Source organism: Streptococcus mitis (genome assembly GCF_000960005.1).
GTDB lineage: Bacteria > Bacillota > Bacilli > Lactobacillales > Streptococcaceae > Streptococcus > Streptococcus mitis_CK.
Genome location: NZ_JYGP01000002.1, coordinates 280,445 through 304,138 on the forward strand (window position 1 = coordinate 280,445; position 23,694 = coordinate 304,138).

At 38.7% G+C, this 23,694-nt stretch carries 29 protein-coding genes and 1 pseudogene; 24 read left to right on the plus strand and 6 right to left on the minus strand.

Annotated elements, in window-relative coordinates:
- Nucleotides 1-16: 16 nt before the first annotated feature.
- From TZ90_RS02725 to TZ90_RS02735, 3 genes are all read right to left on the minus strand, one after another.
- A complete protein-coding gene (locus TZ90_RS02725; protein WP_045611327.1) occupies nucleotides 17-820 on the minus strand; it encodes a peptidylprolyl isomerase in 804 nt (267 codons plus the stop codon).
- Between the two features lie 305 nt (nucleotides 821-1,125).
- Entirely contained in the window at nucleotides 1,126-1,350 is a 225-nt protein-coding gene (locus tag TZ90_RS02730) for a helix-turn-helix transcriptional regulator (RefSeq protein WP_045611329.1), read from the minus strand.
- Nucleotides 1,351-1,352: 2 nt separating this feature from the next.
- Nucleotides 1,353-1,931, minus strand: a complete 579-nt coding sequence (locus TZ90_RS02735) for a hypothetical protein (RefSeq protein WP_045611330.1) — start codon at nucleotides 1,929-1,931, stop codon at nucleotides 1,353-1,355.
- Between the two features lie 698 nt (nucleotides 1,932-2,629).
- Between TZ90_RS02735 and rpsP the strand changes: the two genes are divergently transcribed.
- The 9 genes from rpsP to TZ90_RS02780 all read left to right on the plus strand — a co-directional run bounded on the left by rpsP (nucleotide 2,630) and on the right by TZ90_RS02780 (nucleotide 8,266).
- Nucleotides 2,630-2,902: a 30S ribosomal protein S16 gene (gene rpsP / locus TZ90_RS02740; protein WP_000268760.1), complete on the plus strand. Its 273-nt coding sequence runs from the start codon at nucleotides 2,630-2,632 to the stop codon at nucleotides 2,900-2,902.
- 19 nt (nucleotides 2,903-2,921) lie between these two features.
- Nucleotides 2,922-3,161, plus strand: a complete 240-nt coding sequence (kphA, locus tag TZ90_RS02745; RefSeq protein WP_000379617.1) for an RNA-binding protein KphA — start codon at nucleotides 2,922-2,924, stop codon at nucleotides 3,159-3,161.
- A 43-nt stretch (nucleotides 3,162-3,204) separates the two neighbouring features.
- On the plus strand, nucleotides 3,205-3,534 hold the full coding sequence (locus TZ90_RS02750; RefSeq protein WP_045611332.1) for a MazG nucleotide pyrophosphohydrolase domain-containing protein: 330 nt from the start codon (nucleotides 3,205-3,207) through the stop codon (nucleotides 3,532-3,534).
- A 328-nt stretch (nucleotides 3,535-3,862) separates the two neighbouring features.
- Complete coding sequence (locus tag TZ90_RS02755; RefSeq protein WP_045611334.1) at nucleotides 3,863-4,765, plus strand: DMT family transporter; 903 nt, start codon at nucleotides 3,863-3,865, stop codon at nucleotides 4,763-4,765.
- Between the two features lie 149 nt (nucleotides 4,766-4,914).
- On the plus strand, nucleotides 4,915-5,772 hold the full coding sequence (locus tag TZ90_RS02760) for an alpha/beta fold hydrolase (protein ID WP_045611336.1): 858 nt from the start codon (nucleotides 4,915-4,917) through the stop codon (nucleotides 5,770-5,772).
- A gap of 97 nt (nucleotides 5,773-5,869) precedes the next feature.
- Nucleotides 5,870-6,658: an alpha/beta fold hydrolase gene (locus tag TZ90_RS02765; RefSeq protein ID WP_045611337.1), complete on the plus strand. Its 789-nt coding sequence runs from the start codon at nucleotides 5,870-5,872 to the stop codon at nucleotides 6,656-6,658.
- A gap of 30 nt (nucleotides 6,659-6,688) precedes the next feature.
- Nucleotides 6,689-7,207 carry a ribosome maturation factor RimM gene (gene rimM, locus TZ90_RS02770; RefSeq protein ID WP_045611339.1) on the plus strand — a complete coding sequence of 173 codons (519 nt, stop codon included), beginning with the start codon at nucleotides 6,689-6,691 and terminating at the stop codon, nucleotides 7,205-7,207.
- A complete protein-coding gene (gene trmD, locus TZ90_RS02775; RefSeq protein WP_045611341.1) occupies nucleotides 7,197-7,916 on the plus strand; it encodes a tRNA (guanosine(37)-N1)-methyltransferase TrmD in 720 nt (239 codons plus the stop codon). Before rimM ends, trmD begins: the two co-directional genes overlap by 11 nt.
- 11 nt (nucleotides 7,917-7,927) lie before the next feature.
- The gene (locus TZ90_RS02780; RefSeq protein WP_001196040.1) at nucleotides 7,928-8,266 is read left to right on the plus strand and encodes an ATP cone domain-containing protein; all 339 of its coding nucleotides are present in this window, start codon (nucleotides 7,928-7,930) and stop codon (nucleotides 8,264-8,266) included.
- 29 nt (nucleotides 8,267-8,295) lie between these two features.
- On the opposite strand, the gene TZ90_RS02785 is transcribed toward TZ90_RS02780, so the two are convergent.
- On the minus strand, nucleotides 8,296-8,616 hold the full coding sequence (locus TZ90_RS02785; RefSeq protein ID WP_045611343.1) for a hypothetical protein: 321 nt from the start codon (nucleotides 8,614-8,616) through the stop codon (nucleotides 8,296-8,298).
- Nucleotides 8,617-8,714: 98 nt separating this feature from the next.
- Here TZ90_RS02785 and TZ90_RS02790 point away from each other — a divergent pair, with 98 nt between their 5' ends.
- Entirely contained in the window at nucleotides 8,715-8,930 is a 216-nt protein-coding gene (locus TZ90_RS02790; protein WP_000807422.1) for a YdbC family protein, read from the plus strand.
- Between the two features lie 53 nt (nucleotides 8,931-8,983).
- On the opposite strand, the gene TZ90_RS02795 is transcribed toward TZ90_RS02790, so the two are convergent.
- Nucleotides 8,984-9,520 carry a biotin transporter BioY gene (locus tag TZ90_RS02795; protein WP_045611344.1) on the minus strand — a complete coding sequence of 179 codons (537 nt, stop codon included), beginning with the start codon at nucleotides 9,518-9,520 and terminating at the stop codon, nucleotides 8,984-8,986.
- A 196-nt stretch (nucleotides 9,521-9,716) separates the two neighbouring features.
- Nucleotides 9,717-11,063: a glutathione-disulfide reductase gene (gene gor, locus TZ90_RS02800; protein ID WP_045611346.1), complete on the minus strand. Its 1,347-nt coding sequence runs from the start codon at nucleotides 11,061-11,063 to the stop codon at nucleotides 9,717-9,719.
- Between the two features lie 290 nt (nucleotides 11,064-11,353).
- Between gor and TZ90_RS02805 the strand changes: the two genes are divergently transcribed.
- The 14 genes and pseudogenes from TZ90_RS02805 to TZ90_RS02870 all read left to right on the plus strand — a co-directional run bounded on the left by TZ90_RS02805 (nucleotide 11,354) and on the right by TZ90_RS02870 (nucleotide 23,642).
- A complete protein-coding gene (locus tag TZ90_RS02805; protein WP_045611348.1) occupies nucleotides 11,354-12,559 on the plus strand; it encodes an efflux RND transporter periplasmic adaptor subunit in 1,206 nt (401 codons plus the stop codon).
- Nucleotides 12,543-13,244 carry an ABC transporter ATP-binding protein gene (locus TZ90_RS02810; RefSeq protein ID WP_045611350.1) on the plus strand — a complete coding sequence of 234 codons (702 nt, stop codon included), beginning with the start codon at nucleotides 12,543-12,545 and terminating at the stop codon, nucleotides 13,242-13,244. The genes TZ90_RS02805 and TZ90_RS02810 overlap by 17 nt, the downstream gene beginning before the upstream one ends.
- A gap of 1 nt (nucleotide 13,245) precedes the next feature.
- A complete protein-coding gene (locus tag TZ90_RS02815) occupies nucleotides 13,246-14,505 on the plus strand; it encodes an ABC transporter permease (RefSeq protein ID WP_045611352.1) in 1,260 nt (419 codons plus the stop codon).
- A gap of 124 nt (nucleotides 14,506-14,629) precedes the next feature.
- Nucleotides 14,630-16,627, plus strand: a complete 1,998-nt coding sequence (gene metG / locus TZ90_RS02820) for a methionine--tRNA ligase (protein WP_045611354.1) — start codon at nucleotides 14,630-14,632, stop codon at nucleotides 16,625-16,627.
- A 132-nt stretch (nucleotides 16,628-16,759) separates the two neighbouring features.
- Complete coding sequence (locus TZ90_RS02825; protein ID WP_045611355.1) at nucleotides 16,760-17,080, plus strand: PadR family transcriptional regulator; 321 nt, start codon at nucleotides 16,760-16,762, stop codon at nucleotides 17,078-17,080.
- Between the two features lie 3 nt (nucleotides 17,081-17,083).
- Complete coding sequence (locus TZ90_RS02830) at nucleotides 17,084-17,899, plus strand: DUF1129 domain-containing protein (protein WP_045611357.1); 816 nt, start codon at nucleotides 17,084-17,086, stop codon at nucleotides 17,897-17,899.
- A gap of 74 nt (nucleotides 17,900-17,973) precedes the next feature.
- Nucleotides 17,974-18,900 carry an aldo/keto reductase gene (locus TZ90_RS02835; protein WP_045611359.1) on the plus strand — a complete coding sequence of 309 codons (927 nt, stop codon included), beginning with the start codon at nucleotides 17,974-17,976 and terminating at the stop codon, nucleotides 18,898-18,900.
- A 134-nt stretch (nucleotides 18,901-19,034) separates the two neighbouring features.
- Complete coding sequence (locus tag TZ90_RS02840; RefSeq protein ID WP_045611360.1) at nucleotides 19,035-20,066, plus strand: DNA/RNA non-specific endonuclease; 1,032 nt, start codon at nucleotides 19,035-19,037, stop codon at nucleotides 20,064-20,066.
- A 126-nt stretch (nucleotides 20,067-20,192) separates the two neighbouring features.
- A complete protein-coding gene (locus TZ90_RS02845; RefSeq protein ID WP_045611361.1) occupies nucleotides 20,193-21,008 on the plus strand; it encodes a hypothetical protein in 816 nt (271 codons plus the stop codon).
- Between the two features lie 115 nt (nucleotides 21,009-21,123).
- Entirely contained in the window at nucleotides 21,124-21,360 is a 237-nt protein-coding gene (locus tag TZ90_RS02850) for a DUF2829 domain-containing protein (RefSeq protein WP_000141913.1), read from the plus strand.
- The gene (locus TZ90_RS02855) at nucleotides 21,353-22,051 is read left to right on the plus strand and encodes a 3-oxoacyl-ACP reductase (protein ID WP_045611362.1); all 699 of its coding nucleotides are present in this window, start codon (nucleotides 21,353-21,355) and stop codon (nucleotides 22,049-22,051) included. Before TZ90_RS02850 ends, TZ90_RS02855 begins: the two co-directional genes overlap by 8 nt.
- Before the next feature lie 10 nt (nucleotides 22,052-22,061).
- Nucleotides 22,062-22,379: pseudogene (locus tag TZ90_RS02860) on the plus strand (NUDIX domain-containing protein).
- Nucleotides 22,357-23,205, plus strand: coding sequence for a putative PEP-binding protein (locus TZ90_RS02865; protein ID WP_045611363.1), 849 nt, complete (start codon nucleotides 22,357-22,359; stop codon nucleotides 23,203-23,205). The pseudogene TZ90_RS02860 and the gene TZ90_RS02865 overlap by 23 nt, the downstream one beginning before the upstream one ends.
- Nucleotides 23,202-23,642, plus strand: a complete 441-nt coding sequence (locus TZ90_RS02870) for an ASCH domain-containing protein (RefSeq protein WP_045611364.1) — start codon at nucleotides 23,202-23,204, stop codon at nucleotides 23,640-23,642. The genes TZ90_RS02865 and TZ90_RS02870 overlap by 4 nt, the downstream gene beginning before the upstream one ends.
- Nucleotides 23,643-23,694: the final 52 nt, after the last annotated feature.

Genomic DNA, 23,694 nt, shown 5'->3' on the forward strand with positions numbered 1-23,694 from the left:
TGTATTTTTTTGGTTTTTAAGATTTAAAATCGTAATCTTTCACTACTTCGATGCTATCGATAGTAATAGCAGTAGTTGGCTTGTCTTTTTCATTTTTTTCGGCTTTAGCAATCTTATCTACAACATCCATACCGTCAATCACTTGACCAAAGACGGGATGTTTGCCATCTAAACTAGGGTTTCCACCTTCTTTGTAGGCTTCGATGATTTTCTTTGGATACTTGCTTGTAGGGAGTTTAGCAGAGGTATCTGTAGAGTTTTGGTTGATGAAGAACTGGCTGCCATTGGTGTTTGGTTGACCAGTATTAGCCATAGAAAGAGCACCACGGATATTATAGAGATAAGGAGTAATCTCGTTCTTGAAACCAGTTCCCTTGTCTTTAGTCTTATCCTTGTCATGCCAGATAGACTGACCACCTGTACCGTCCCCTTTTGGATCTCCAGTTTGAACCATGAAGCCATCGATGACACGGTGGAAGGTAATGCCGTTATAGTAGCCTTCTTTGGCATGAGTGAGGAAGTTTTCAACCGCTAGAGGAGCGAGTTTAGGGAAGAGCTTAATGCGAATATCACCTTGGCTCGTGTGGAGAATCACCTCGGCTTCATCTTCAGCAACTTCTTTAGAAAGTTGTGGGAAATTGGCGTTTTCGTTTGTTAAAGCATCGTTTAACTCCTTGGCAGATTGGGCTGCTGCTTTGGAGCTTTCCTCAGCGGCCAAGCTAGAATCTACATAGTCATCACCACGCAAACTACGTTGGATGTTGCTACATCCAGCTAGAGCTACAGTGGATAGTAAAAGAAGTGTTGCTAGTTTTTTCATTCTGATCCTCTCAAAAATTCATTTCTACCATTGTACCCTAAAAGGAAGTGGATTTCAAATATTAGTGACAAGACAGTTTAAGAGGAAGCCAACCAGAAAGTCGCTTGCTTAGGGGCATCAATACCATAAGTAAACTCAAAGTATTTTGGAAACTAGATCTTAAGAAAGCTCGTAAGGCATCACAATTAGTAAACGTTAATTCGAAAGAATTACTATATTTTAAAAGAGCACATTTTCAAAGGATTTTTTCTTTTGGTTTTACTTCCTAATTAATCAGTGAACTTAATACTAGGTCTCGAAAAGAATTATGCTTCCTCGTTCTGTCTGAGTTCAAAGAGGTCTTCTACTTTCAGATTAAAAACTTGAGCAATTTTAAGAGCCATTTCCAGCGAAGGATTGTAACGGTTATTTTCCAAGTGCAGAATTGTCTCGCGTCGCATGCCGATGCGGTCGGCTAACTCCTGCTGGGTCATGCCTGTGGACTCACGAACAGATTTGAGATTAGTAATAATCTTGCTTTCTTTGGCCATGCTTATCCTCTACGTTCCAAGATAAAATAGACAACCGCAAAGATGCAAATCAAGACAGCTATGCTAATAAATATCTGTCCCATGTAAAGAGTGAGAGACCCCATATACCCAATGATAACTGATAGGATCATCAGTGCGCCTAGTATAAAAACAAACATCAAGCTAGCTGACTTTGCTAAATTAGCATAAAAGCGTTCGTCCGGAGTTTCCTTGACTTTTTTTAAATAGAAAAAACCAAATCCAATCATTTCAATAACGAGGATAATTCCCAAAATCCATTCTTTAATACCAGAACTTACGCTTGGGGTCGCAACCCAAATTCCTACTGTATAAAAAATGCTTGCTGCAAACACAAGTATCGTGTAAAGCTTAGCAGACAAGTCAAAAATAATCTTTCCCTTACCTTTCTGACTCTTATGTAGCCAGCTACAAATAGCTACAATTTGACCTGACACTGAAATACCAGTAATAACTAACTTGGGTCCCCAACTAAGATTAGAACCAAATAAAACAATAAAATCAATAAAGAGAGCTACGGCAATCATTGCAATGAGGCCACGCATTTTTTGACTTTTTTTCATGATAGACTCCTTTTTTTGTGTTATAAATATATAACATTTAAATGTTATGTTATAAATATATCACACTTAAATTTAGAAAGCAAGAATTTTATGTGTCAATGTGGTAATTATTTGAAAAAATTTTTTAATAAAAGCCCTTGATAGTCAAACAACTAAAGAAATCTTTGAAGCAATACATCGGATTTGGTTTGGATAGTTTCGTTAATAATATTTTATGATAAAAATTTTTTGGAAAATCTAGATACTGTATGAATCTCTACTTTTTTCTTAGACTGTTATAAAGTCTGTCAGAATAAGCGTTATAGGTGTAGAAGTTAATTTTTACAGAACTAAATTATTCCCCTATTTAGAATTTATTGATTCATATTTTATAAATTAATTAGTAGATATCGTTCTTAAAATCCTTGATATTTCGCTTGGAAACAGGCTTGGAATTTAGAAACCAAGCATCCAAATCACGTTCAGGAGAGATGAAGGGTTTGACTTGATGGTCTTTATAAAATGTTTCTAAAATAGTATTTATGACATTCTCTTTCTGATTTTTCTTTAAAAATATAACAAGTTTGTAAATGGTTTAAAAATTTTATAGTCTGTCAAGTTTTTTTCTTGACACCTGCTAGAAATCTGCTATAATAGAACATGTGATAAATAGCTCAGCTATTTCACCGAAATAAAAAATAAGAAAAGAGACTTTAAAAATGGCAGTTAAAATCCGTTTGACTCGTATGGGTTCTAAGAAAAAACCTTTCTACCGTATCAACGTAGCAGATTCACGTTCACCACGTGACGGACGTTTCATCGAAACAGTTGGAACTTACAACCCACTTGTTGCTGAAAACCAAGTAACTTTGAAAGAAGACCGCGTTCTTGCATGGTTGGCTGATGGAGCTCAACCTTCAGATACAGTTCGCAACATCCTTTCAAAAGAAGGTGTATTGAAGAAATTCCACGATTCTAAATTCTCAAAATAAATTTAAAGTAGGTTGACAGATGGATACGATTGAAAATCTCATTATTGCGATTGTGAAACCCTTGATTTCACAACCAGATGCCTTAACTATCAAGATTGAAGATACACCAGAATTTTTGGAATATCATTTGGATCTTGATCAAAGCGATGTGGGTCGTGTAATCGGTCGTAAGGGTCGCACAATTTCTGCGATAAGAACGATTGTCTACTCTGTCCCAACTGAAGACAAAAAAGTAAGAATCGTTATTGACGAAAAATAAGAAGAGCGGGACGTATGTCTCGCTTTTTTGCAAGGAGCAGGATATGAAGGATTTAACGTTTAGACAATTACAAGACTACTTACTCGAACATTACCAGCAGTCTCGGACTGAGGAAGGTCTCTTTATGAAGTTAGTGGAGGAAGTCGGAGAAGTAGCTGAGGTTTTGAATGGTCGTTCTGGTAGAAAAGAGGGTGTCAAGGACTCAAATGAGGAACTAGCCAAAGAACTGGCTGATATTATTCACTACACTGTCGCAATTGCGGCCATCAACGACATAGATTTAACCAAGACCATTTTTGAAAAAGACAAAAAGGCGGCTATCAAATATCAGCATGAACGAGATTTGGAAGGATTTTTGAAGGGGAACATCTAATACGATAAGAAATCAATTTTTTACTAATAAAGAAGGTATTAGTAAATATAAGAAAGATAAAGCAAGGGAAATGGTGGATTATGCTATCAAAGTAAGGAATCTCCAAGAGGTAGACAAGCTAGAACTTGTGAGAAAAGAACGAGAAAAGCAGATCAGACTTGCTGAATCCTTTTTAGGCAATGAAAAAGATAAACGGTGATAGAAGGCATAAAATACTAATCCTAGAAATAGCATCTAGGATTCTACTATGCTACAATGGAAAGATAGTCTCAAAGAATTCTAGTCAATCAATCTTGAGAATAGCTATTTTTAAAAGGAGTAACAGTCTATGAACGAGAATACAAAAGCTTACCTAGCAGCTTTATCCTTTTCAGCAATCATTGGATTTTCTTTTTTATTTACTAAGATTGCTTTAGGCTATGCCAGTCCTCTTACAAACTTAGCGCATCGCTATACAATCGCAGCTTTAGTAATGGTCGTTCTTCATCAAAACAAACTTATCAAAGTGAGTTTAAGTAGAAAAGATATTCTTTCTATTCTTCCTATGAGTCTTTTCTATCCGCTTCTCTTTTTTATTTTTCAATCCTTTGCTTTAAAGTATATATCGTCTTCTGAAGCTGGAATTTTACAGACTCTTGTCCCAATTTTTACTCTCCTGTTAGCATCAGTTTTTCTCAAGGAAAAGACAAGCTTGCTTCAAAAATTCTTTTTATTTTTATCCGTAGCAGGAGTAGTTTTCATCTTCCTTAGCAAAGGAGCGAACTTTGGTGCTGAGACTGCTAGCTTTGGCTTTCTCTTGATGTTGGGATCTGTTCTCGCCAATGCAATAAACAATATCCTCAGCAAGTCCAAAGGAGGACGCTATCGGGCCATGGATATGACAGCTATTGTGATATTTGTTGGCTTCGTCACCTTTAATACGCTGAGTCTGACCTCGCACTATCTAGAGGGCAACATATTAGCCTACGTTGCACCGCTCGGACAGGTATCTTATCTGCTTTCCATGCTCTATTTGGGAATTCTAGCTTCTATAGTGACTGGTAGTCTCTCTATCTATGCTATTGTTCGACTTGGAGCATCAACCGTCAGTGTCTTTGGTAATCTTGGAACAGTTTTGACCATTCTAGCCGGAGCTCTTATCCTCCACGAACCAATTTACAGATACCATGTGATCGGAGCAACTTTGATTATTGCTGGAATTTTAGGCATGAATCTGATGAGAAAAAAGTAAAGATTGCTTAGCAGTCTTTTTCTTGATCTAAATAATATAGAAAATTCAAAAAATTTAATGTAATTAAGTTTGGAAAACGATGATTTTAATATAGCGTGATAAAATAGATAAAAAGAATGACACTAGGATAAAGAGGAGAGAGTGTAATAATGAAGCAAAATGATATAGCTGAAGCTATTGCTTTTTATAACAGAAAACCTGAGACTCTGGTACGTCACATTATACCAGTCTTAGATTGTGACTTGGCTGTTTATCATCGCCCTGGAAGCTCAAGTAAAGGCCACATTATTTTTTATCATGGAGCTTGTGGACGTAGTCAGATGTGGGCTCACCAGTATGGTGCTTTTGAAGGATTTGACCTCTATTTTGTCAACGTTAGAGGACAGGGTGAATCACCTATGAAAGTTGGCCTACCCGACTTAGAAGGTGCTGTTCAAGATGTAGATGCTATTTTGTCCTATTTCCAGTTGGATAAGGTGATATTGGTTGGTCATTCTTGGGGAGGAAATCCACTTCAAGAGTACACCTTTCGCCATCCAGAAAGAGTCCTAGCCTTGGTCATGGTAGATAGTTGGGGACAGCATCGTTACCTATCAGATAAAGAGAGAAATCGCATAAAATATAGTTCCCTTATGTATAAAACGATTCCTTGGAAGTTGATTGCAGATAAGAACTCAAAAATGTGTACAGATAATCCTATCACAAGAGAATTAGTCAAGACGGCAATCATAGAAACTGGGCGAGATGTTTTCTTGAACCTTGGAATCACAGGTTTCTTGGCAGTTCATGAGATAGAAGGATATAAAGGAAACCCTCCTATGCTATTAGTAAGAGGCGAAAATGATTTTCCCAAACACCTAAAAATGATCTACGATGATATCATTGCCTTAAATCCCAATGCGCGTCAAGTAACGATTTCAGATAGTAAACACCAACCGATGAATGACCATCCTAAAGAGTTTAATCAGCTTATTGGTGAATTTTTTGAAGAAGTAGTAGGCCCGTAAGATAGGAACTATCCAACTTGAGAAAATCTTTGGAACGTGATAAAATAAAGGATAAGGATTTTTAATAATTCATTATATAGAACGAGTGGATTTCTTTATGAAGAGGTTTGAAGTATCTACAGAAATTGGTAGTCTCTCTGTTACTTATCAAAAACAAAAGAAAATGCTAGTTTGTTTAAGTGGCGCAGGTTTGCTACCAAGTTATGAAAATTTTTCACTTATACTTGAAAAACTTCCTCCTACAATTGGTTATTTGACAATTGATTTTCCGAACACAGGTAGGAGTCCGATTCATGACCAATCTGGTAAAAATCTGGATAATCTTGCAGATGCGGTTTATGAAGTACTTGAAGAATTGGCGATTTCTGAATATATACTTTGTGTACATAGTTTGAGTGGAATTTTAGCTTGCAAATTGCTCAACAAACCAATTAAGTGTCAGGCTTTAGTAGCAATTGAACCGACAACTAAAAAAGTCATGTTTGCTGATTTTTCAGAAAATCCTTATCCAGAAATGGAAGAGCAGATGAGGCTGATTGACGAGTATGGTCCTGAACTTTATTTTAAGAACTTAACTCAAGCAACATTTAGCATTGAAATTAATAAAGAAATCTGGGAAATAATGCAAGAAAAAGGTTCAGAGTTGGAAAATCAAGATACAGGATTTCAGATATCTGGAGAGATTACTGAGGAAGATTTTGAGAATGTATCTATAGAATCTTATATCCCTGTATTTATTTTTTGTCAGCCTTATAGAGAAAAAGAGTACAGAGAATCAGAATATTGGACTTCCAATACTAAACTCATTTTAGGAGGGAATCACCATTATTTACAATGGTCAGAATCAGAAAAAATTGCGGCTATTATTCAAGAGTTGTCAGAATAATATGGAAAGAAGGAGACTACAGGAGACAAGATGAACTACTTTAATGTTGGGAAAATCGTCAATACGCAGGGGTTACAGGGTGAGATGCGAGTCTTGTCTGTGACGGATTTTGCAGAAGAACGGTTTAAAAAAGGAGCTGAGCTGGCTTTGTTTGATGAAAAAGATCAGTTTGTTCAAACAGTAACTATTGCTAGCCACCGTAAACAGAAGAACTTTGACATCATTAAATTCAAAGATATGTACCATATCAACGCTATCGAAAAGTACAAAGGATACAGTCTCAAGGTCGCTGAGGAAGATTTGAACGATCTAGACGATGGTGAATTCTACTATCACGAGATTATTGGTTTGGAAGTCTATGAGGGTGATAACTTGATTGGAACTATCAAGGAAATCCTGCAACCAGGTGCTAACGATGTCTGGGTGGTCAAGCGAAAAGGCAAGCGTGATTTGCTCTTGCCTTATATCCCACCAGTGATTCTCAATGTTGATATTCCAAATAACCGCGTCGATGTGGAAATCTTAGAAGGGTTAGACGATGAAGATTGATATTTTAACCCTTTTTCCAGAGATGTTTTCTCCGCTAGAGCACTCAATCGTTGGAAAGGCTCGAGAAAAGGGGCTCTTGGATATCCAGTATCATAATTTTCGAGAAAATGCTGAAAAGGCCCGCCATGTCGACGATGAGCCCTACGGAGGCGGTCAGGGGATGTTGCTCCGAGCCCAACCCATTTTCGATGCCTTTGATGCTATTGAAAAGAAAAATCCGCGCGTCATTCTCCTCGATCCTGCTGGAAAGCAGTTTGATCAGGCTTATGCTGAGGATTTGGCCAAAGAAGAGGAACTGATCTTTATCTGTGGGCACTACGAGGGGTATGACGAGCGCATTAAGACTTTGGTGACAGATGAGATCTCCTTGGGTGACTATGTCTTAACTGGTGGAGAATTGGCGGCCATGACCATGATTGATGCGACGGTTCGCCTGATTCCAGAAGTGATTGGCAAGGAGTCCAGCCACCAAGATGATAGTTTTTCTTCTGGCCTTCTTGAATATCCTCAGTACACACGTCCCTATGATTATCGAGGTATGGTTGTACCAGATGTATTGATGAGTGGTCACCATGAAAAGATTCGTCAGTGGCGATTGTATGAGAGTTTGAAGAAAACCTATGAACGCAGACCGGATTTGCTTGAACATTATCAACTGACAGCAGAAGAAGAAAAAATGCTGGCAGAAATCAAAGAAAACAAAGAATAAAGGAGAAACCTATGCAAGTAATCAAACGTGATGGAGAAATTGCTGAATTTAATCCAGACAAGATTTACCAAGCTATCTTAAAGGCAGCTCAGACTGTCTATGTATTGACAGATGATTTACGTCAAAACCTTGCACAAGTCACTAAGAAAGTGGTTTTGGATTTGGAAGAGGCCAAGGTGGAACGTGCTACCATTAGCATGATTCAGTCTATGGTTGAACATCGTCTACTAGGTGCAGGTTACATTACCATTGCAGAACACTACATTTCCTATCGTCTACAACGTGACTTGGAAAGAAGTGGTTATGGAGATCATATCGCAGTTCATTTACATTTTGAACAAATTCGCTAAGAAAAAGAGTGGGATGAAGCAACTACATCTCACTCTTTCTTAAATCTATTTTTTTGGGCTGTTTGGACGGTTGAAGGGACAAATCGTAGGCGTTGAATATCGCTTATGCGGATAATACGGGTCACATTTTTTGCAAAATTTTTCACGATAATTTGCTGGCGTTGCTGATCGTATTTGATGATGTCACCTGTAAAGCTTGTTTCAGACAAGATAAGGTGAACAGCGGTTTGTTTCTGGATAGCCTCTTCAATAGTAGCAGTCAGGGAGTTGGTTTCAGTATGGTCAGGCTGGTCATGTCCATTTAAAAAGTCATGTATTTTATCTAGAACTTGCTGGAATTTATATCTCATATTGGCCTCCCTTCTTTTATATCAATATTATATAAAATTTTCCTAAAATCTACAAGATTTTACGAATAAACTAATGAAAGCTAAAAAAGGAGAAGAAAATGGCAGAATTTACATTTGAAATCGAAGAGCACTTGTTGACTCTTTCTGAAAACGAAAAAGGTTGGACCAAGGAAATTAACCGTGTGAGCTTTAATGGTGCCCCTGCAAAGTTTGATATTCGTGCTTGGAGTCCAGACCATACTAAAATGGGCAAAGGGATTACTCTTTCCAATGAAGAATTTCAAACAATGGTGGATGCCTTTAAAGGCAATTAAGTTTTCAAAATGAAAGAAAAGGATATTGAGTCATGACAACTCGATATCCTTTTTTAGTTAGCAAAGTAAGCCTGATTTTTAAGGCGTTGAAGTAATGGACGGCTAATAAAACTAATAGCAATAATTTTACCAAAGTCTGGGATGATAAAGGGAAATACCCCCACAATAAGAGCTTTTTCAAATGCCATTCCAGCTAGGAAATGTAAGCTGAGAATCCCTCCGACAAAGACAAGGGCATCACCCAAGAGGTTTGCAAGAAAAATCTTGATAACACCACTCTTGCTGTTGGTTAGAGAGGAAGTAAGTCCAGAGTAAACGAGATAAAACCAAAGATAGCCTGCAGTAGGACCAACCAATGCCTGCAATCCAGCTCCACCTCCTGCAAAGACAGGAAGACCGATAGCACCTAGAAGAAGATAGAGTCCAACAGAAAGTACAGCCTCTCTCGGTCTGAAGACAGTAGCAATCAAGCCGATTGCAAAGTTTTGAAGAGTGAAGGGAACGGGTCCAATTGGAAGACTGATTTGTGCCAAAACAGCAATGAGAGCAGCCCCAATAGCAGGGATAGCATAAATATGAGCTTTTTTCAAAATAGTTAACCTCTTTTCTGATGTATAGTAACTATTATACTCGTAGAGTAATTATTGTCAACCATTTTTTTAAAACAAGGTAACAAAAACTGTAACGGCCGATTTTGCTTACTGGTTAAGGTGGGTAATTGTTTTGTTGATTCGAAAATTATCAAAAAAGAAGCAGACACATTTGTATCAGCTTCTTTTGTTTCGATTAACGCATAGTTACAAATTCTTCGGATGCAGTTGGGTGAATCGCCACAGTTGCATCAAAGTCTGCCTTGGTTGCTCCCATTTTGATAGCAACAGCAAATCCTTGAATCATTTCATCAACACCGTAGCCAATTCCATGAAGTCCGACAACTTTTTCTTCTGAACCAGCTGTTATGAGTTTGAAACAGGATTCTTGTCTATTGCTAGTAACGGCAGAGTACATAGATGCAAAGCTTGATTTGTAAACCTTGATTTGCTCTTGACCATATTCTTTGATAGCTTGTTCTTCTGTCAATCCCACAGTTCCTATAGCAGGGTGTGAAAAGACAACAGTTGGAATAGTTGTGTAGTCCATTTTAGCAGTTGTTTTTCCGTTAAAGAGACGCTCAGATAAAGTACGTCCAGCCTTGATAGCAACTGGAGTTAGTTCTTTTTCCCCTGTTACATCACCTAGAGCGTAGATTCCCTCAACAACAGTATTTTGGTATTCATCCACTTGGATGAAGCCACGTTCATTCAGAGTCACTCCAGCTTTTTCAAGTTGCAAGCCCTTAACGTTTGGACGGCGACCTGTAGCCCAGATAACTTGGCTAGCTGTGTGACTAGTACCATCTTCGAAATGAATGGTAATTCCCTCAGCAGTTTTTTCTAATTTGGCAGGGACTTTGTGAGTATGAAGTGGCAAGTTTGTTCTTTCCATTTCCTTTACCAAACCTTCAACGATGTAAGAATCAAAACCACGTAAAGGACGATCACGACGAACAAAGAGATCTGTCTTGACACCAAAGGTGTGGAGTACACCAGCCAATTCAACTGCGATATAACCCGCGCCTAGAATTGCAACTGACTCTGGCAATTCTTCCCAGGCAAATACATCATCAGAAGAGCCACCTAGTTCAGCACCGGGAATGTTTGGAATACTTGGATGGGCACCAGTAGCAATCACAATATGTTTAGCACGAATCAGTTCACCATTTACGCTGACAGTATGAGAATCTACAAATTCAGCATGACCTTCAATCAAGTCTACTCCGTTGCGTTTAAAACTGCCATCATAAGAAGAACGAGCGCGATCAATGTAGGCTTCACGATTACGACGTAGGGTTGCAAAGTCAAAGTTAAGATCAGTAGTCTTAAAGCCGTAGTCTTCTCCAAATTGATGGAAAGTCTCAGCAATTTGTGCCCCGTACCACATGATTTTTTTAGGAACACAACCTACGTTGACGCAAGTTCCACCTAGTTTCTTTTCCTCAATAACGGCTGCTTTAGCTCCGTGTTCACCAGCACGGTTCATGGTAGCAATTCCTCCGCTACCTCCACCGATAGCAATGATATCATATTCTCTCATTTAAAACTCCTTTATACTCTTTTAAATAGTAGAGTGTCATTTTTTGATAGTCATATTCTATCTTTTTTTTGATTTGATTGCAAAAATCTGCTACGTTCAAAAAAATTAAAGAAAAGGCTTGCAAAAAGGAAAAATAAAGTGTATTATATAACTAGTACAATGGTAATAAAAATAGATTCCGAACAATAATCAAATCCCGAAATGTCATTATTTCGTTCTGAACTGTTATTGTTTATATTTGCTAATTTTTATATAATATTGTTAAGGACTTTAAATCAAAAAGGAGTTTCATTATGAAGAAGAATCGTAAAGCTAAAAAGTGGCAATTGTATGCAGCAATCGGTGCTGCAAGTGTAGTTGTATTGGGTGCTGGAGGGATTTTACTCTTTAGACAACCTTCTCAGACTGCTGTAAAAGATGAGGCTACTCATCTTGTTGTTGCCAAGGAAGGAAGCGTGGCATCCTCTGTTTTATTGTCAGGGACAGTAACGGCAAAAAATGAACAATATGTTTATTTTGATGCTAGTAAGGGAGATTTAGATGAAATCCTTGTTTCTGTGGGTGATAAGGTCAGCGAAGGGCAGGCTTTAGTCAAGTACAGTAGTTCAGAAGCCCAGGCGGCCTATGATTCAGCTAGCCGAGCAGTAGCTAAGGCAGATCGTCATATCAATGAACTCAATCAAGCACGAAATGAAGCTGCTTCAGCTCCGGCTCCACAGTTGCCAACGCCAGCAGGAGGCGAAGGAGCTGCAGGGCAAACTCCAGCTCCAGTCTCAGGAAATGCAGTGTCATCTATTGATGCGCAACTAGGGGATGCGCGTGATGCTCGTGCAGATGCAGCAGCGCAATTAAGCAAGGCTCAAAGTCAGTTGGATGCCATGACGGTTCTCAGTACCCTAGAGGGAACTGTGGTCGAAATCAACCGTAATGTTTCTAAATCTCCAACTGGAGCTAGCCAGGTGGTAGTTCATGTCGTTAGCAATGAAAACTTGCAAGTTAAGGGTGAACTATCTGAATATAACCTTGCCAACCTCTCTGTAGGACAAGAAGTAACTTTTACTTCTAAAGTTTACCAAGATAAGAGCTGGACAGGTAAGATTAGCTATATCTCTGATTACCCTAAAACCAATGGCGAATCAGCAAGTGCAGCTGCTGCAGCAGGTGGTAATTCTGGTTCTAAATATCCATATACCATCGATGTTACAAGTGAAATCGGTGACTTGAAACAAGGATTCTCAGTAAGTGTTGAGGTGAAGAACAAGACCAAAGCTATTTTGGTTCCTCTAACAAGTATTGTGACTGAAAATGATAAGAACTATGTCTGGGTACTTGACGAGCAGAAAAAGGCCAAGAAAGTGGAAGTTGGTTTGGGAAATGCTGATGCAGACAACCAAGAAATCACTTCAGGTCTGACAAATGGAGTCAAGGTCATCAGTAACCCAACGTCTTCTCTAGAGGAAGGAAAAGAGGTGAAGGCTGATGAAGCAACTAATTAGTCTAAAAAATATCTGCAGAAGCTACCGTAACGGTGACCAAGAACTGCAGGTTCTCAAAAATATCAACCTAGAAGTGAATGAGGGTGAGTTTGTCGCCATCATGGGACCCTCTGGTTCTGGTAAGTCAACCCTCATGAACACCATTGGGATGTTGGATACACCAACCAGTGGAGAGTATTATCTTGAAGGCCAAGAAGTGGCTGGACTTGGTGAAAAACAACTCGCCAAAGTTCGAAATCAAGAGATTGGATTTGTTTTTCAACAGTTCTTTCTTCTATCCAAACTTAATGCTCTGCAAAATGTAGAATTACCCTTGATTTACGCAGGAGTTTCAGCTTCAAAACGGCGCAAGTTAGCTGAGGAATATCTAGATAAGGTTGAATTGACTGAACGTAGTCACCATTTGCCTTCGGAATTATCTGGTGGTCAAAAGCAACGTGTGGCTATTGCGCGTGCCTTGGTAAACAATCCTTCTATTATCTTAGCAGACGAACCGACAGGAGCCTTGGATACCAAAACAGGAAATCAAATTATGCAACTATTGGTTGACTTGAACAAAGAAGGAAAAACCATTATCATGGTAACGCATGAGCCTGAGATTGCTGCCTATGCTAAACGTCAGATTGTCATTCGCGATGGAGTTATTTCATCTGATAGTGCTCAGTTAGAAAAGGAGGAAAACTAAGATGCAGAATCTGAAATTTGCCTTTTCATCCATTATGGCCCACAAGATGCGTTCTTTTCTCACTATGATTGGGATTGTTATCGGTGTTTCCTCAGTTGTTGTGATTATGGCTCTAGGTGATTCCATGTCTCGTCAGATCAATAAAAACATGACCAAGTCACAGAAGAATATTCATGTTTTTTTCTCGCCAATTAAAAGTAAAGATGGTTCTTTTACCCAAAAACAATCAGCTTTAACAGTTTCTGGGAAAGAAGAGGAAGTTTTTGTTGAACCACCAAAACCTCAAGAAGCTTGGGTCAAGGAAGCTGCTAATCTCAAGGGAGTGGACAGCTACTATTTAACCAACTCGATGAATGTTACCTTAACCTATAAGGATAAAAAGGTCGAACATGCTAACATGACAGGTGGAAATGTCACTTATATGGATGCGGTCGAAAATGAAATCATTGAAGGTCGTGGTCTTAGAGAGCAAGATTATAAAGATTTTGCAAGTGTGATTATCCTAGATGATGAACTAGCCAAGAGCCTTTTTGGTTCAGCAAAAGATGCACTCAATCAGATTGTTGAAGTAAATGAAATCAGCTACCGTGTTATTGGTGTCTATGAAAGTAAAGAAGCTAAGGCTGCAAAAACCTTTGGAGTCGGAGGACTACCAATTACGACTAATATTTCTCTAGCGGTCAATTTTAACACAGACGAGATTTCAAATATTGTCTTTCGTGTTAACGATACCAGCTTGAGCCAGACTTTGGGGCCAGAGTTGGCAAGAAGAATGACGGAGATTTCAGGTCTCCAACAAGGGGAGTATCAGGTAGCAGATGCAACAGAAGCCTTCAACGAAATTCAACAAATGTTCGGCTTTATAACTACGATTATTAGTGCCATTGCAGGAATTTCCCTTTTTGTTGGAGGAACTGGTGTTATGAACATCATGCTGGTTTCGGTGACGGAGCGTACGCGTGAGATTGGTCTCCGTAAGGCTTTGGGTGCAACGCGTGCCAATATTTTAATTCAGTTTTTGATTGAATCCATGATTTTGACCTTGCTTGGTGGAGTTATTGGTCTAACCATTGCGACAGGCTTAACAGCTATAGCTGGTCTACTCTTGCAAGGATTGATAGCTGGTATAGAAGTAGGAGTGTCAATCCCTGTTGCCCTATTTAGTCTTGCAGTTTCGGCTAGCGTTGGTATGATTTTTGGAGTTTTGCCAGCCAACAAGGCATCGAAACTTGATCCAATTGAAGCCCTTCGTTATGAATAGAATAAACAAGATGGACACTCGTCTATCTTGTTTTTTGTATGGATTTCCCTATCGAAAATCAGTAAAAATATGATATAATGAAGTGTTAGAAAAACAGGTTTCATTTGCCTGGAAAGGAAAAATTATGTCTGAAAAGAATTTTTATATTACAACGCCGATTTACTATCCATCTGGAAAACTTCATATCGGATCTGCCTACACAACCATCGCCTGTGATGTTTTAGCACGTTACAAACGCTTGATGGGCTACGATGTCTTTTATTTGACAGGTCTTGATGAGCACGGTCAGAAAATCCAGCAGAAAGCAGAAGAAGCTGGAATTACACCTCAAGCCTATGTTGATGGGATGGCAGTTGGAGTCAAAGAACTCTGGCAATTACTCGATATCTCATACGATAAATTTATCCGTACAACGGATGACTACCATGAAAAAGTTGTCGCACAGGTCTTTGAACGATTGCTTGCTCAAGATGACATCTATTTGGGTGAATATTCTGGTTGGTATTCAGTTTCAGATGAGGAATTCTTTACAGAAAGCCAGCTTGCAGAAGTTTTCCGTGACGAAGCTGGAAATGTAATCGGAGGAATCGCTCCGTCAGGACACGAGGTTGAATGGGTATCTGAAGAATCATATTTTCTTCGCCTCAGCAAATACCAAGACCGCTTGGTCGAATTTTTCAAAGCTCATCCTGAATTTATCACTCCAGATGGTCGTCTGAATGAAATGCTTCGCAACTTTATTGAGCCAGGTTTAGAGGATTTGGCGGTTTCTCGTACCACCTTTACATGGGGTGTTCCGGTACCATCAAATCCTAAACACGTTGTATACGTTTGGATTGATGCTCTTCTTAACTATGCGACAGCTCTTGGTTACGGTCAAGACGAACATGGTAACTTTGACAAGTTCTGGAATGGCACAGTCTTCCACATGGTTGGAAAAGACATCCTTCGTTTCCACTCAATCTACTGGCCAATCCTTCTTATGATGTTAGATATCAAATTGCCAGATCGTTTGATTGCCCATGGTTGGTTCGTCATGAAAGATGGCAAAATGTCTAAGTCAAAAGGGAATGTCGTATACCCTGAAATGTTGGTAGAGCGTTATGGACTAGATCCACTTCGTTACTACCTCATGCGTAGCCTTCCAGTTGGTTCAGACGGAACCTTCACTCCAGAAGACTATGTAGGCCGTATCAACTACGAATTGGCCAATGACCTTGGAAACCTCCTCAACCGTACGGTTTCTATGATTAACAAGTACTTTGATGGACAAATTCCAGCCTATGTAGAGGGCGTGACAGAGTTTGATCATGCTCTTGCTGAGGTTGCAGAACAATCAATCGCAGACTACCATACACACATGGAAGCAGTTGACTACCCACGTGCTCTTGAAGCAGTCTGGACTCTGATCTCTCGTACCAATAAATACATCGATGAGACCGCACCATGGGTCTTGGCCAAGGATGAAGCTCTTCGTGACCAATTGGCAAGTGTCATGAGTCACTTGGCAGCTAGCCTTCGTGTCGTTGCTCACTTGATTGAGCCGTTTATGATAGAAACTAGTCGTGCAGTTTTGACTCAACTTGGTTTAGCAGAAGTTGCTAGCCTTGAGAACTTGAGCTTGGCTGACTTCCCAGCAGATGTGACTGTAGTTGCCAAAGGAACACCAATTTTCCCACGTCTCGATATGGAAGAAGAAATCGCCTATATCAAGGAACAAATGGAAGGCAACAAACCAGCAGTCGAAAAAGAGTGGAACCCAGACGAAGTTGAGCTCAAACTAAACAAGGAAGAAATCAAGTTTGAAGACTTTGACAAGGTTGAAATCCGTGTCGCAGAAGTCAAAGAAGTGTCTAAAGTAGAAGGTTCAGATAAGTTGCTTCAATTCCGCTTGGATGCTGGTGATGGTGAAGATCGTCAAATCCTCTCAGGAATTGCCAAATACTATCCAAATGAACAAGAATTGGTCGGCAAGAAAGTCCAAATTGTTGCTAACCTCAAACCACGTAAGATGATGAAAAAATATGTCAGCCAAGGGATGATTCTCTCAGCTGAACATGATGGAAAATTAACCCTTCTCACAGTTGATCCAGCTGTACCAAACGGAAGTGTGATTGGGTAAAAATAGACAGGACTAGTTCATGCTAGTTCTGTTTTTTATTTAACTATTATGCTTTACAAACTAGTGTGAAAGTGGTATATTATAAATGAAGTTATTAGTAGGTATTACAAAATAGATTAGAAGGGAGAAGTGATGAAAGAAACTCAGCTATTAAAAGGTGTTCTTGAAGGTTGTGTCTTGGATATGATTGGTCAAAAAGAGCGGTATGGTTATGAGTTGGTTCAGACTTTGCGAGAGGCTGGATTTGACACTATCGTTCCAGGAACTATTTATCCTTTGTTGCAAAAGTTAGAAAAAAATCAATGGATAAGAGGCGACATGCGCCCGTCGTCAGATGGTCCAGATCGGAAGTATTTTTCGTTAACTAAAGAAGGAGAAGAACGTGTCTCAGTCTTTTGGCAACAATGGGACGATTTGAGTCAAAAAGTAGAAGGAATTAAGAATGGAGGGTAAACCATGAAGAAAATGAAGTATTATGAAGAAACAAGCGCTTTGCTACATGAGTTTTCTGAGGAGAATCAAAAGTATTTTGAGGAACTGTGGGATAGTTTTAATCTTGCTGGATTTCTCTATGATGAGGACTATCTCAGAGAGCAGATCTATTTGATGATGCTAGATTTCTCAGAAGCAGAACGAGACGGGATGAGTGCAGAGGATTATCTAGGTAAGAATCCTAAAACAATAATGAAAGAGATGCTCAAGGAAGCACCTCGCAGTTCTATCAAAGAGTCCCTTTTGACGCCAATTCTTGTTTTAGCAGTATTACGCTACTATCAACTATTAGGTGATTTTTCTAAAGGTCCTCTCTTAACAGTCAATTTGCTTACGTTTTTAGGCCAACTTCTTATTTTTCTAATTGGATTTGGACTTGTGGCCACAATCTTACGTTGGGGGCTAGTCCAAGATTCTCCTAAGATGAAAATTGGCACTTATATTGTCGTTGGAATTCTTGTTCTGCTAGTCGTTCTAGGATATGTAGGAATGGGAAGTTTCATACAAGAAGGAGCCTTTTATCTTCCTGCTCCCTGGGATAGTTTATCTGTCTTTACGATTTCGCTGGTCATCAGTATTTGGAATTGGAAAGAACCGATTTTTCGTCCCTTTGTTAGTATGATTATTGCCCATCTTGTGGTAGGTTCTCTGCTTCGTTACTATGAGTGGATGGGAATTTCAAATGTTTTTCTTACAAAGATTGTTCCTTTAGCTGTCCTCTTTATTGGAATCTTTGTCTTGTTCCGTGGGTTTAAAAAGATAAAATGGAGTGAAATATAATCAAAAAACCGTTTTAAAACGGTTTTTTGTTATAATGAAGGGAAGAATGTTAGAAATTTAAGGAGAAAAATTTGATGAGATACATAACTCTTGGTCAAGATGACAAAGAATTATCAGAAATTGTTCTCGGAATGATGAGAATAGAAGATAAGTCTGTAAAAGAAGTTGAAGAGCTTGTAGAAACAGCACTGTCTGTTGGAATCAACGCTTTTGACTTGGCTGATATTTATGGTCGTGGTCGTTGTGAAGAACTGTTAGGTCTTGTCCTAAAAAATCGTCCAGATTTAAGAGAAAAGATGTGGATTCAGTCCAAATGTGGCATTCGCATTGAAGAATTTACCTATTTTGATTTTTCTAAGGACTATATTATAAAATCAGTAGACGGTATTTTGCAAAGATTGAAGATTGATCATCTAGATAGCTTGCTTCTTCATCGACCAGATGCTTTGATGGAATCTGATCAAGTAGCAGAAGCCTTCGATCTTCTTTACAATCAAGGTAAGGTTCGAGATTTTGGAGTTTCTAATCAAAATCCTATGATGATGGAGTTGCTTAAAAAAGATGTCAAGCAGCCGTTAGCTGTTAATCAGCTACAATTGAGTGCGGCTTTTACACCAGGATTCGAATCAGGCTTTCATGTTAATATGGAAGATAGTCAAGCGACTATGCGAGATGGCAGCATTTTTGAATATTGCAAATTACATGATGTGGTCATTCAAGCATGGTCTGTCTTACAATTCGGGTATTTTAAAGGGAATTTTGTTGGAAATGAGAAATTTCAAGCTTTAAATCAAGTACTTGAGCGTTTAGCTATTAAATATGGAGTAACTTCTTCAACTATTGCCATTTCTTGGATATTGCGTTATCCAGCAAAAATGCAGGCAGTCGTAGGCACCACAAATCCTAAGCACTTGAGAGAAGTTAGCCAAGCGGGAAACTTTAGCTTAACAAGAAAAGAATGGTATGAAATTTATCTTGCTGCAGGGAATAATTTGCCGTAAGTAGAAGCAGATGTAAATAAATCACAGTCAAAAAGCCGTTGCAAAGCGGTTTTTAACAATAATGATATATGATGCGATTGATTGTTTTGATATATTATAGTAAAATGGAATAAAAATGCTAAAGGATGTTAAATATGAAGAAGTTGCTTTATGCGAGTCTAGCCTTTTTATCAGTCTTTACTTTGGCGGCTTGTTCTGGTCATAAGGAAGAAGCAAAAGTTCCAGAAGTAAAAGTGGAACAAAAACAAGCCAAGTTTGATGAAAAGTTGTTCAAAGAAGCAGGTATACTGCCTTTTAAAAGTGAAAAACAGCTTGAACTTGGCGAACTAGATTCTAAAAATCGTGCGACTGGGGCTCATATTCAGCTCAAGGATAGTGATGAACCGACTGATAAGAGAGAAACAAAGTTGACCTATGATCCAGTCGGCTGGCACAATTATAAATTCTTTTATGGGGATGGCCGGGAAGAAGCTTGGTTGATGAGTAGAGGTCATTTGATTGGCTACCAATTTAGTGGTCTGAATGATGAAAAGAGAAATTTAGTTCCTATGACTAACTGGCTCAATGCTGGAAATTATTCTGGGACTGATGAACACAACCAGAGTAGCATGCTTTACTATGAAAATCGATTAGATTCATGGCTCGCTAATCATCCAAACTACTATCTTGATTACAAGGTGACGCCAATTTATCAAAATGATGAGCTTATTCCTAGACAGATAGGGTTGCAATATGTAGGGATTGATGAAAATGGTAAGCTCTTAGAAATTAAGTTGGGTAGCAGTAAGGAAAAGGTGGATAAGTATTCTGTGACGCATGTCGTTTTAGACAATGTTTCGGCTAATGCAGAAATTAACTATTTGGATGGTACTGCTAAAAACCTAGTTGAAGACGCAAAGGTAAAAGAAGAAAAAGAAAAAACCAAGAAGGAAGCTGAGGAAAAGGCTAAGAAAGAGGCGGAGGAAAAAGCAGAAGCCGAGAAGAAGGCGAAAGAAGAGGAGGAAAAGGCTCGTCAAGCAGAACAAGAAAAGGAAGAGAGTCAGGAATCAAACACGCAATCAGCAAATTCAGGTGGTTATTTCAAAGATTCCAGAGGAAGATGGCATAAACCAAATGGCAAGTATGCTTCTAAGAAAGAAATTAAAGCAGCTGGATTAACTTGGTAATCATGTAAATGATGGAAGAATAGAATAAATCACAGTCAAAAAGCCGTTGCAAAGCGGTTTTTTGTTGCTTGTTTTGGGGTAATATAGTAGAATTATGAAGATATTAAATATTTTTTGGAGATTAAAATGAAGAAAAAAATAATTATATTGTCAATGTGTCTAATTGTAGGAATTTCTGGTCTGGGATACTATTTCTTATCTTATGTCCCCTACAGATCTGCTGTAACTAAGTTTGAAGATATAGTCAAAGATTTACAAGAAAAAAATAAAGAGGTTGAAAACCAAATAGCTGAGGCTGAGAAGGTAATTGATAGTGGCGAAGAGCCATTGGATTCAAAAAAATTAGAAGAATTAAAAAAAGCAATTGAAGATAGTCAGAATTCGCTTCGAAAAGTACCAGAAATGGAGAAATCAACTGCTAAGATTGAGGAGCAAATAGAAGAATTAAGCAAGCCAGTGGACTATAGTGAAACAATAAAGAATTTATCTGACAAACAGACTCTTTATCAAAATAGTATTCTTCAGCTAAAACAAATTACAAATCCATCTAATACTTTTATTGAAGAAAGACTCAAAGAAATTTCTTCAATTACAGGAGTACAGTCTGTTACTGAAAATAACGATCCAAATAATAAATTGAATAAACAAGGTGGGTATACAGCGTCTGTATATTTTGTTGACAATCAAGTTACATATTCAGTAGAGGGATCTGATATTGTTCAGAAAGGAAATGATGCTGGTGGAAATGTCGAGGTTTATAAGACAAAAGAAGAAGCTGAAAAACGCAACACCTATATTAGCGCATTTGATGGTACTGCTTTAAATCCTGGATCACACTATGTTTATGGAACAGTTTTAATTCGTACTTCACATTATCTAACAGGAACACAGCAGAAAGATTTAACTGAAGAAATTTATAATAAACTGATTGAACTTAAATAATTTAAAAATTGGATAGCTATTAGTTTATTTAACTAATATACAGTCAAAAAGCCGTTTCAAAGCGGTTTTTTTGTTATAATGAAGGGGAGAATTATTGATATTAAAGGAGAAAAACATGACATTTGAAGAAATTCTGCCTGGATTAAAGGCTAAGAAAAAATATGTACGAACTGGTTGGGGAGGTGCTGAAAACTATGTCCAACTTTTTGATACTATTGAACAAAACGGGGTTGCACTTGAAGTGACGCCCTATTTCCTAATCAACGTGTCTGGAGAAGGAGAAGGTTTTTCCATGTGGAGCCCGACACCTTGTGATGTTTTGGCGACAGATTGGGTAGAAGTGCATGACTAGACGCGTATTGATTACGGGAGTGAGTTCAGGGATCGGTCTAGCTCAAGCTCGCCTCTTTTTAGAGAATGGCTATCAAGTTTATGGAGTTGACCAAGGTGAAAATCCACTCTTACAGGGTGATTTCCACTTTTTACAGAGAGATTTGACCTTGGATTTAGAGCCTATTTTTGACTGGTGTCCTCAGGTGGATGTTTTGTGCAATACTGCTGGAGTTTTGGATGATTACAAACCACTGTTGGAACAGACAGCGCAGGAAATTCAAGAGATTTTTGAAATCAACTACGTTACTCCAGTAGAGTTGACTCGCTATTATTTGACGCAAATGTTGGAGAATAAAAAGGGAATCATCATCAATATGTGCTCTATTGCTTCTAGCCTAGCAGGTGGCGGTGGACACGCCTATACTTCTTCGAAGCACGCCTTGGCTGGCTTCACCAAGCAGTTGGCTTTAGACTATGCAGAAGCTGGGATTCAGATCTTTGGTATCGCTCCAGGAGCAGTCAAGACAGCTATGACTGCTGCGGACTTTGAGCCAGGTGGTTTAGCGGACTGGGTGGCTAGTGAAACACCAATCAAGCGCTGGATTGAGTCAGAAGAAGTGGCAGAAGTCAGTCTCTTTTTGGCCAGTGGAAAGGCATCTGCCATGCAGGGACAAATTCTGACAATAGATGGTGGCTGGTCTTTGAAGTAGGAGGCGTTGAATGGAAATCAAAAATCACTTTGGAGTCTACGCTGTTTGCTTTGAAAATGGGAAGTTACTCTGCATTGAAAAAACGAGAGGCCCTTATCAACATCGGTATGATCTACCTGGAGGCAGTCAGTAACTTGGTGAAGGACTGACGGAAACGCTGACTAGAGAAGTTATGTAAGAGACGGGATTTAGTGTTAGAAGTTATTCCAAATAAAATGCATCGTCACTAGTTTTGAAGGTCAAAGCAGAGTTATTAGTATTTCCAGAATTGGACAAGACTTCTTACATGAATTGGAAGGTGAATGATGAAAAACCAACTTGCTCTTAGTGGCGAAAAACTTGATGAAAAAGTTTACCCACAACTATTTCACCACATTGGAATGATTCGTGGGGAATACTTGTTGAGAGAGCTTAATCAAAACATCATATTAGCAAGTTGTCAGCAATTTGTAAAAGATTATCTAGAGACTATCTGCTCCCTGTACTCAGATGAAGAAGTTTGGTATCGTTTTTCTGAATTAACGAATACAGAAGCTAATTGTCTAAAGGGGACTAAAGAGTATTTTGATGAAAATCATCCCTTGTTTGGATATAGAGGAACTAGGCGTTTGCTGGCGTGTCCGGATGAATTTCAGGCTGAAGCACATGTCGTTACAGAAGTTTATCAAAACAATCCCAATCTATCTGTTATCTTTCCTTTTGTCAATGATGCTGAGCAGTTAAAGCAAGCTATTAGAGTATTGCGTCAGCATGGTTTCACTGGAAAAATTAGCACGATGATTGAATTACCGTCAGAGTATTTTAATTTGGACAGAATACTGGAAACGGGTATTTCAAAAATTGTAGTTGGAATGAATGATTTGACTTCTTTTGTTTTTGCGACTGTTAGAAACAGTCAATGGCATGATATGGAGAATCCAATTATGTTGGATATTTTGAGACAGATGCAGGATAAAGCAAGGACGAAAAAGATTGACTTTGCTGTAGCAGGATATTTGAATGCTTCTTTCATACAAAAAATGAATCAGATGGGTATCGAATGCATTCTCCATTACAGCTCTATTCCGGAGATTTTTGATTTAGAAATTGACCATCCAGACCATCTTAAACACATAAAAGAAGAAAGTAAAAAATTACAAAGGAGCAACCCATGACACCGCAGGAAATGTGGAATGCATACAAGAAAATTAACCCCTCTATAGGAGATGAAATCGATGCTTGGGCTTTTGGAGTGGAACCAGACCTTTTAGCAGATTTGGTTTTAAGCGGCGAAAAGACTGCAACAGCATCAGCCTACGATCTCTATGCACTGGAAGCTGAGTCTCTTCCTCAAGAAGGAACTTTTGATGTCATTTTAGATAGTCAAAATCAGGCTGTCTGTATTGTCGAAATTACAAAGGTTTCTGTCCAGCCCTTCAATCAAGTTTCTGCTCAACATGCCTTTAAGGAAGGGGAAGGTGACAAATCCCTAGCCTATTGGCGTCAGGTTCATGAGGATTGTTTCGCCGAGTGGCTGAGAGAAGCAGGACTGATTTTTACACCTGAAAGCAAGGTTGTTTTAGAAGAATTTCACAAGGTCTACCCACTGTAGACTGTTAGACGGAAGAAAGTTTTGGAAATCACCGTCCAATCCTTTTTTCTCA

What these genes read in the sequence shown, in the direction of transcription:
- TZ90_RS02725 (WP_045611327.1), bottom strand. Translation starts at nt 820, where the DNA reads ATGAAAAAACTAGCAACACTTCTTTTACTATCCACTGTAGCTCTAGCT.
- TZ90_RS02730 (WP_045611329.1), bottom strand. Translation starts at nt 1,350, where the DNA reads ATGGCCAAAGAAAGCAAGATTATTACTAATCTCAAATCTGTTCGTGAG.
- TZ90_RS02735 (WP_045611330.1), bottom strand. Translation starts at nt 1,931, where the DNA reads ATGAAAAAAAGTCAAAAAATGCGTGGCCTCATTGCAATGATTGCCGTA.
- rpsP (WP_000268760.1), top strand. Translation starts at nt 2,630, where the DNA reads ATGGCAGTTAAAATCCGTTTGACTCGTATGGGTTCTAAGAAAAAACCT.
- kphA (WP_000379617.1), top strand. Translation starts at nt 2,922, where the DNA reads ATGGATACGATTGAAAATCTCATTATTGCGATTGTGAAACCCTTGATT.
- TZ90_RS02750 (WP_045611332.1), top strand. Translation starts at nt 3,205, where the DNA reads ATGAAGGATTTAACGTTTAGACAATTACAAGACTACTTACTCGAACAT.
- TZ90_RS02755 (WP_045611334.1), top strand. Translation starts at nt 3,863, where the DNA reads ATGAACGAGAATACAAAAGCTTACCTAGCAGCTTTATCCTTTTCAGCA.
- TZ90_RS02760 (WP_045611336.1), top strand. Translation starts at nt 4,915, where the DNA reads ATGAAGCAAAATGATATAGCTGAAGCTATTGCTTTTTATAACAGAAAA.
- TZ90_RS02765 (WP_045611337.1), top strand. Translation starts at nt 5,870, where the DNA reads ATGAAGAGGTTTGAAGTATCTACAGAAATTGGTAGTCTCTCTGTTACT.
- rimM (WP_045611339.1), top strand. Translation starts at nt 6,689, where the DNA reads ATGAACTACTTTAATGTTGGGAAAATCGTCAATACGCAGGGGTTACAG.
- trmD (WP_045611341.1), top strand. Translation starts at nt 7,197, where the DNA reads ATGAAGATTGATATTTTAACCCTTTTTCCAGAGATGTTTTCTCCGCTA.
- TZ90_RS02780 (WP_001196040.1), top strand. Translation starts at nt 7,928, where the DNA reads ATGCAAGTAATCAAACGTGATGGAGAAATTGCTGAATTTAATCCAGAC.
- TZ90_RS02785 (WP_045611343.1), bottom strand. Translation starts at nt 8,616, where the DNA reads ATGAGATATAAATTCCAGCAAGTTCTAGATAAAATACATGACTTTTTA.
- TZ90_RS02790 (WP_000807422.1), top strand. Translation starts at nt 8,715, where the DNA reads ATGGCAGAATTTACATTTGAAATCGAAGAGCACTTGTTGACTCTTTCT.
- gor (WP_045611346.1), bottom strand. Translation starts at nt 11,063, where the DNA reads ATGAGAGAATATGATATCATTGCTATCGGTGGAGGTAGCGGAGGAATT.
- TZ90_RS02810 (WP_045611350.1), top strand. Translation starts at nt 12,543, where the DNA reads ATGAAGCAACTAATTAGTCTAAAAAATATCTGCAGAAGCTACCGTAAC.
- TZ90_RS02815 (WP_045611352.1), top strand. Translation starts at nt 13,246, where the DNA reads ATGCAGAATCTGAAATTTGCCTTTTCATCCATTATGGCCCACAAGATG.
- metG (WP_045611354.1), top strand. Translation starts at nt 14,630, where the DNA reads ATGTCTGAAAAGAATTTTTATATTACAACGCCGATTTACTATCCATCT.
- TZ90_RS02825 (WP_045611355.1), top strand. Translation starts at nt 16,760, where the DNA reads ATGAAAGAAACTCAGCTATTAAAAGGTGTTCTTGAAGGTTGTGTCTTG.
- TZ90_RS02830 (WP_045611357.1), top strand. Translation starts at nt 17,084, where the DNA reads ATGAAGAAAATGAAGTATTATGAAGAAACAAGCGCTTTGCTACATGAG.
- TZ90_RS02835 (WP_045611359.1), top strand. Translation starts at nt 17,974, where the DNA reads ATGAGATACATAACTCTTGGTCAAGATGACAAAGAATTATCAGAAATT.
- TZ90_RS02840 (WP_045611360.1), top strand. Translation starts at nt 19,035, where the DNA reads ATGAAGAAGTTGCTTTATGCGAGTCTAGCCTTTTTATCAGTCTTTACT.
- TZ90_RS02845 (WP_045611361.1), top strand. Translation starts at nt 20,193, where the DNA reads ATGAAGAAAAAAATAATTATATTGTCAATGTGTCTAATTGTAGGAATT.
- TZ90_RS02850 (WP_000141913.1), top strand. Translation starts at nt 21,124, where the DNA reads ATGACATTTGAAGAAATTCTGCCTGGATTAAAGGCTAAGAAAAAATAT.
- TZ90_RS02855 (WP_045611362.1), top strand. Translation starts at nt 21,353, where the DNA reads ATGACTAGACGCGTATTGATTACGGGAGTGAGTTCAGGGATCGGTCTA.
- TZ90_RS02865 (WP_045611363.1), top strand. Translation starts at nt 22,357, where the DNA reads ATGAAAAACCAACTTGCTCTTAGTGGCGAAAAACTTGATGAAAAAGTT.
- TZ90_RS02870 (WP_045611364.1), top strand. Translation starts at nt 23,202, where the DNA reads ATGACACCGCAGGAAATGTGGAATGCATACAAGAAAATTAACCCCTCT.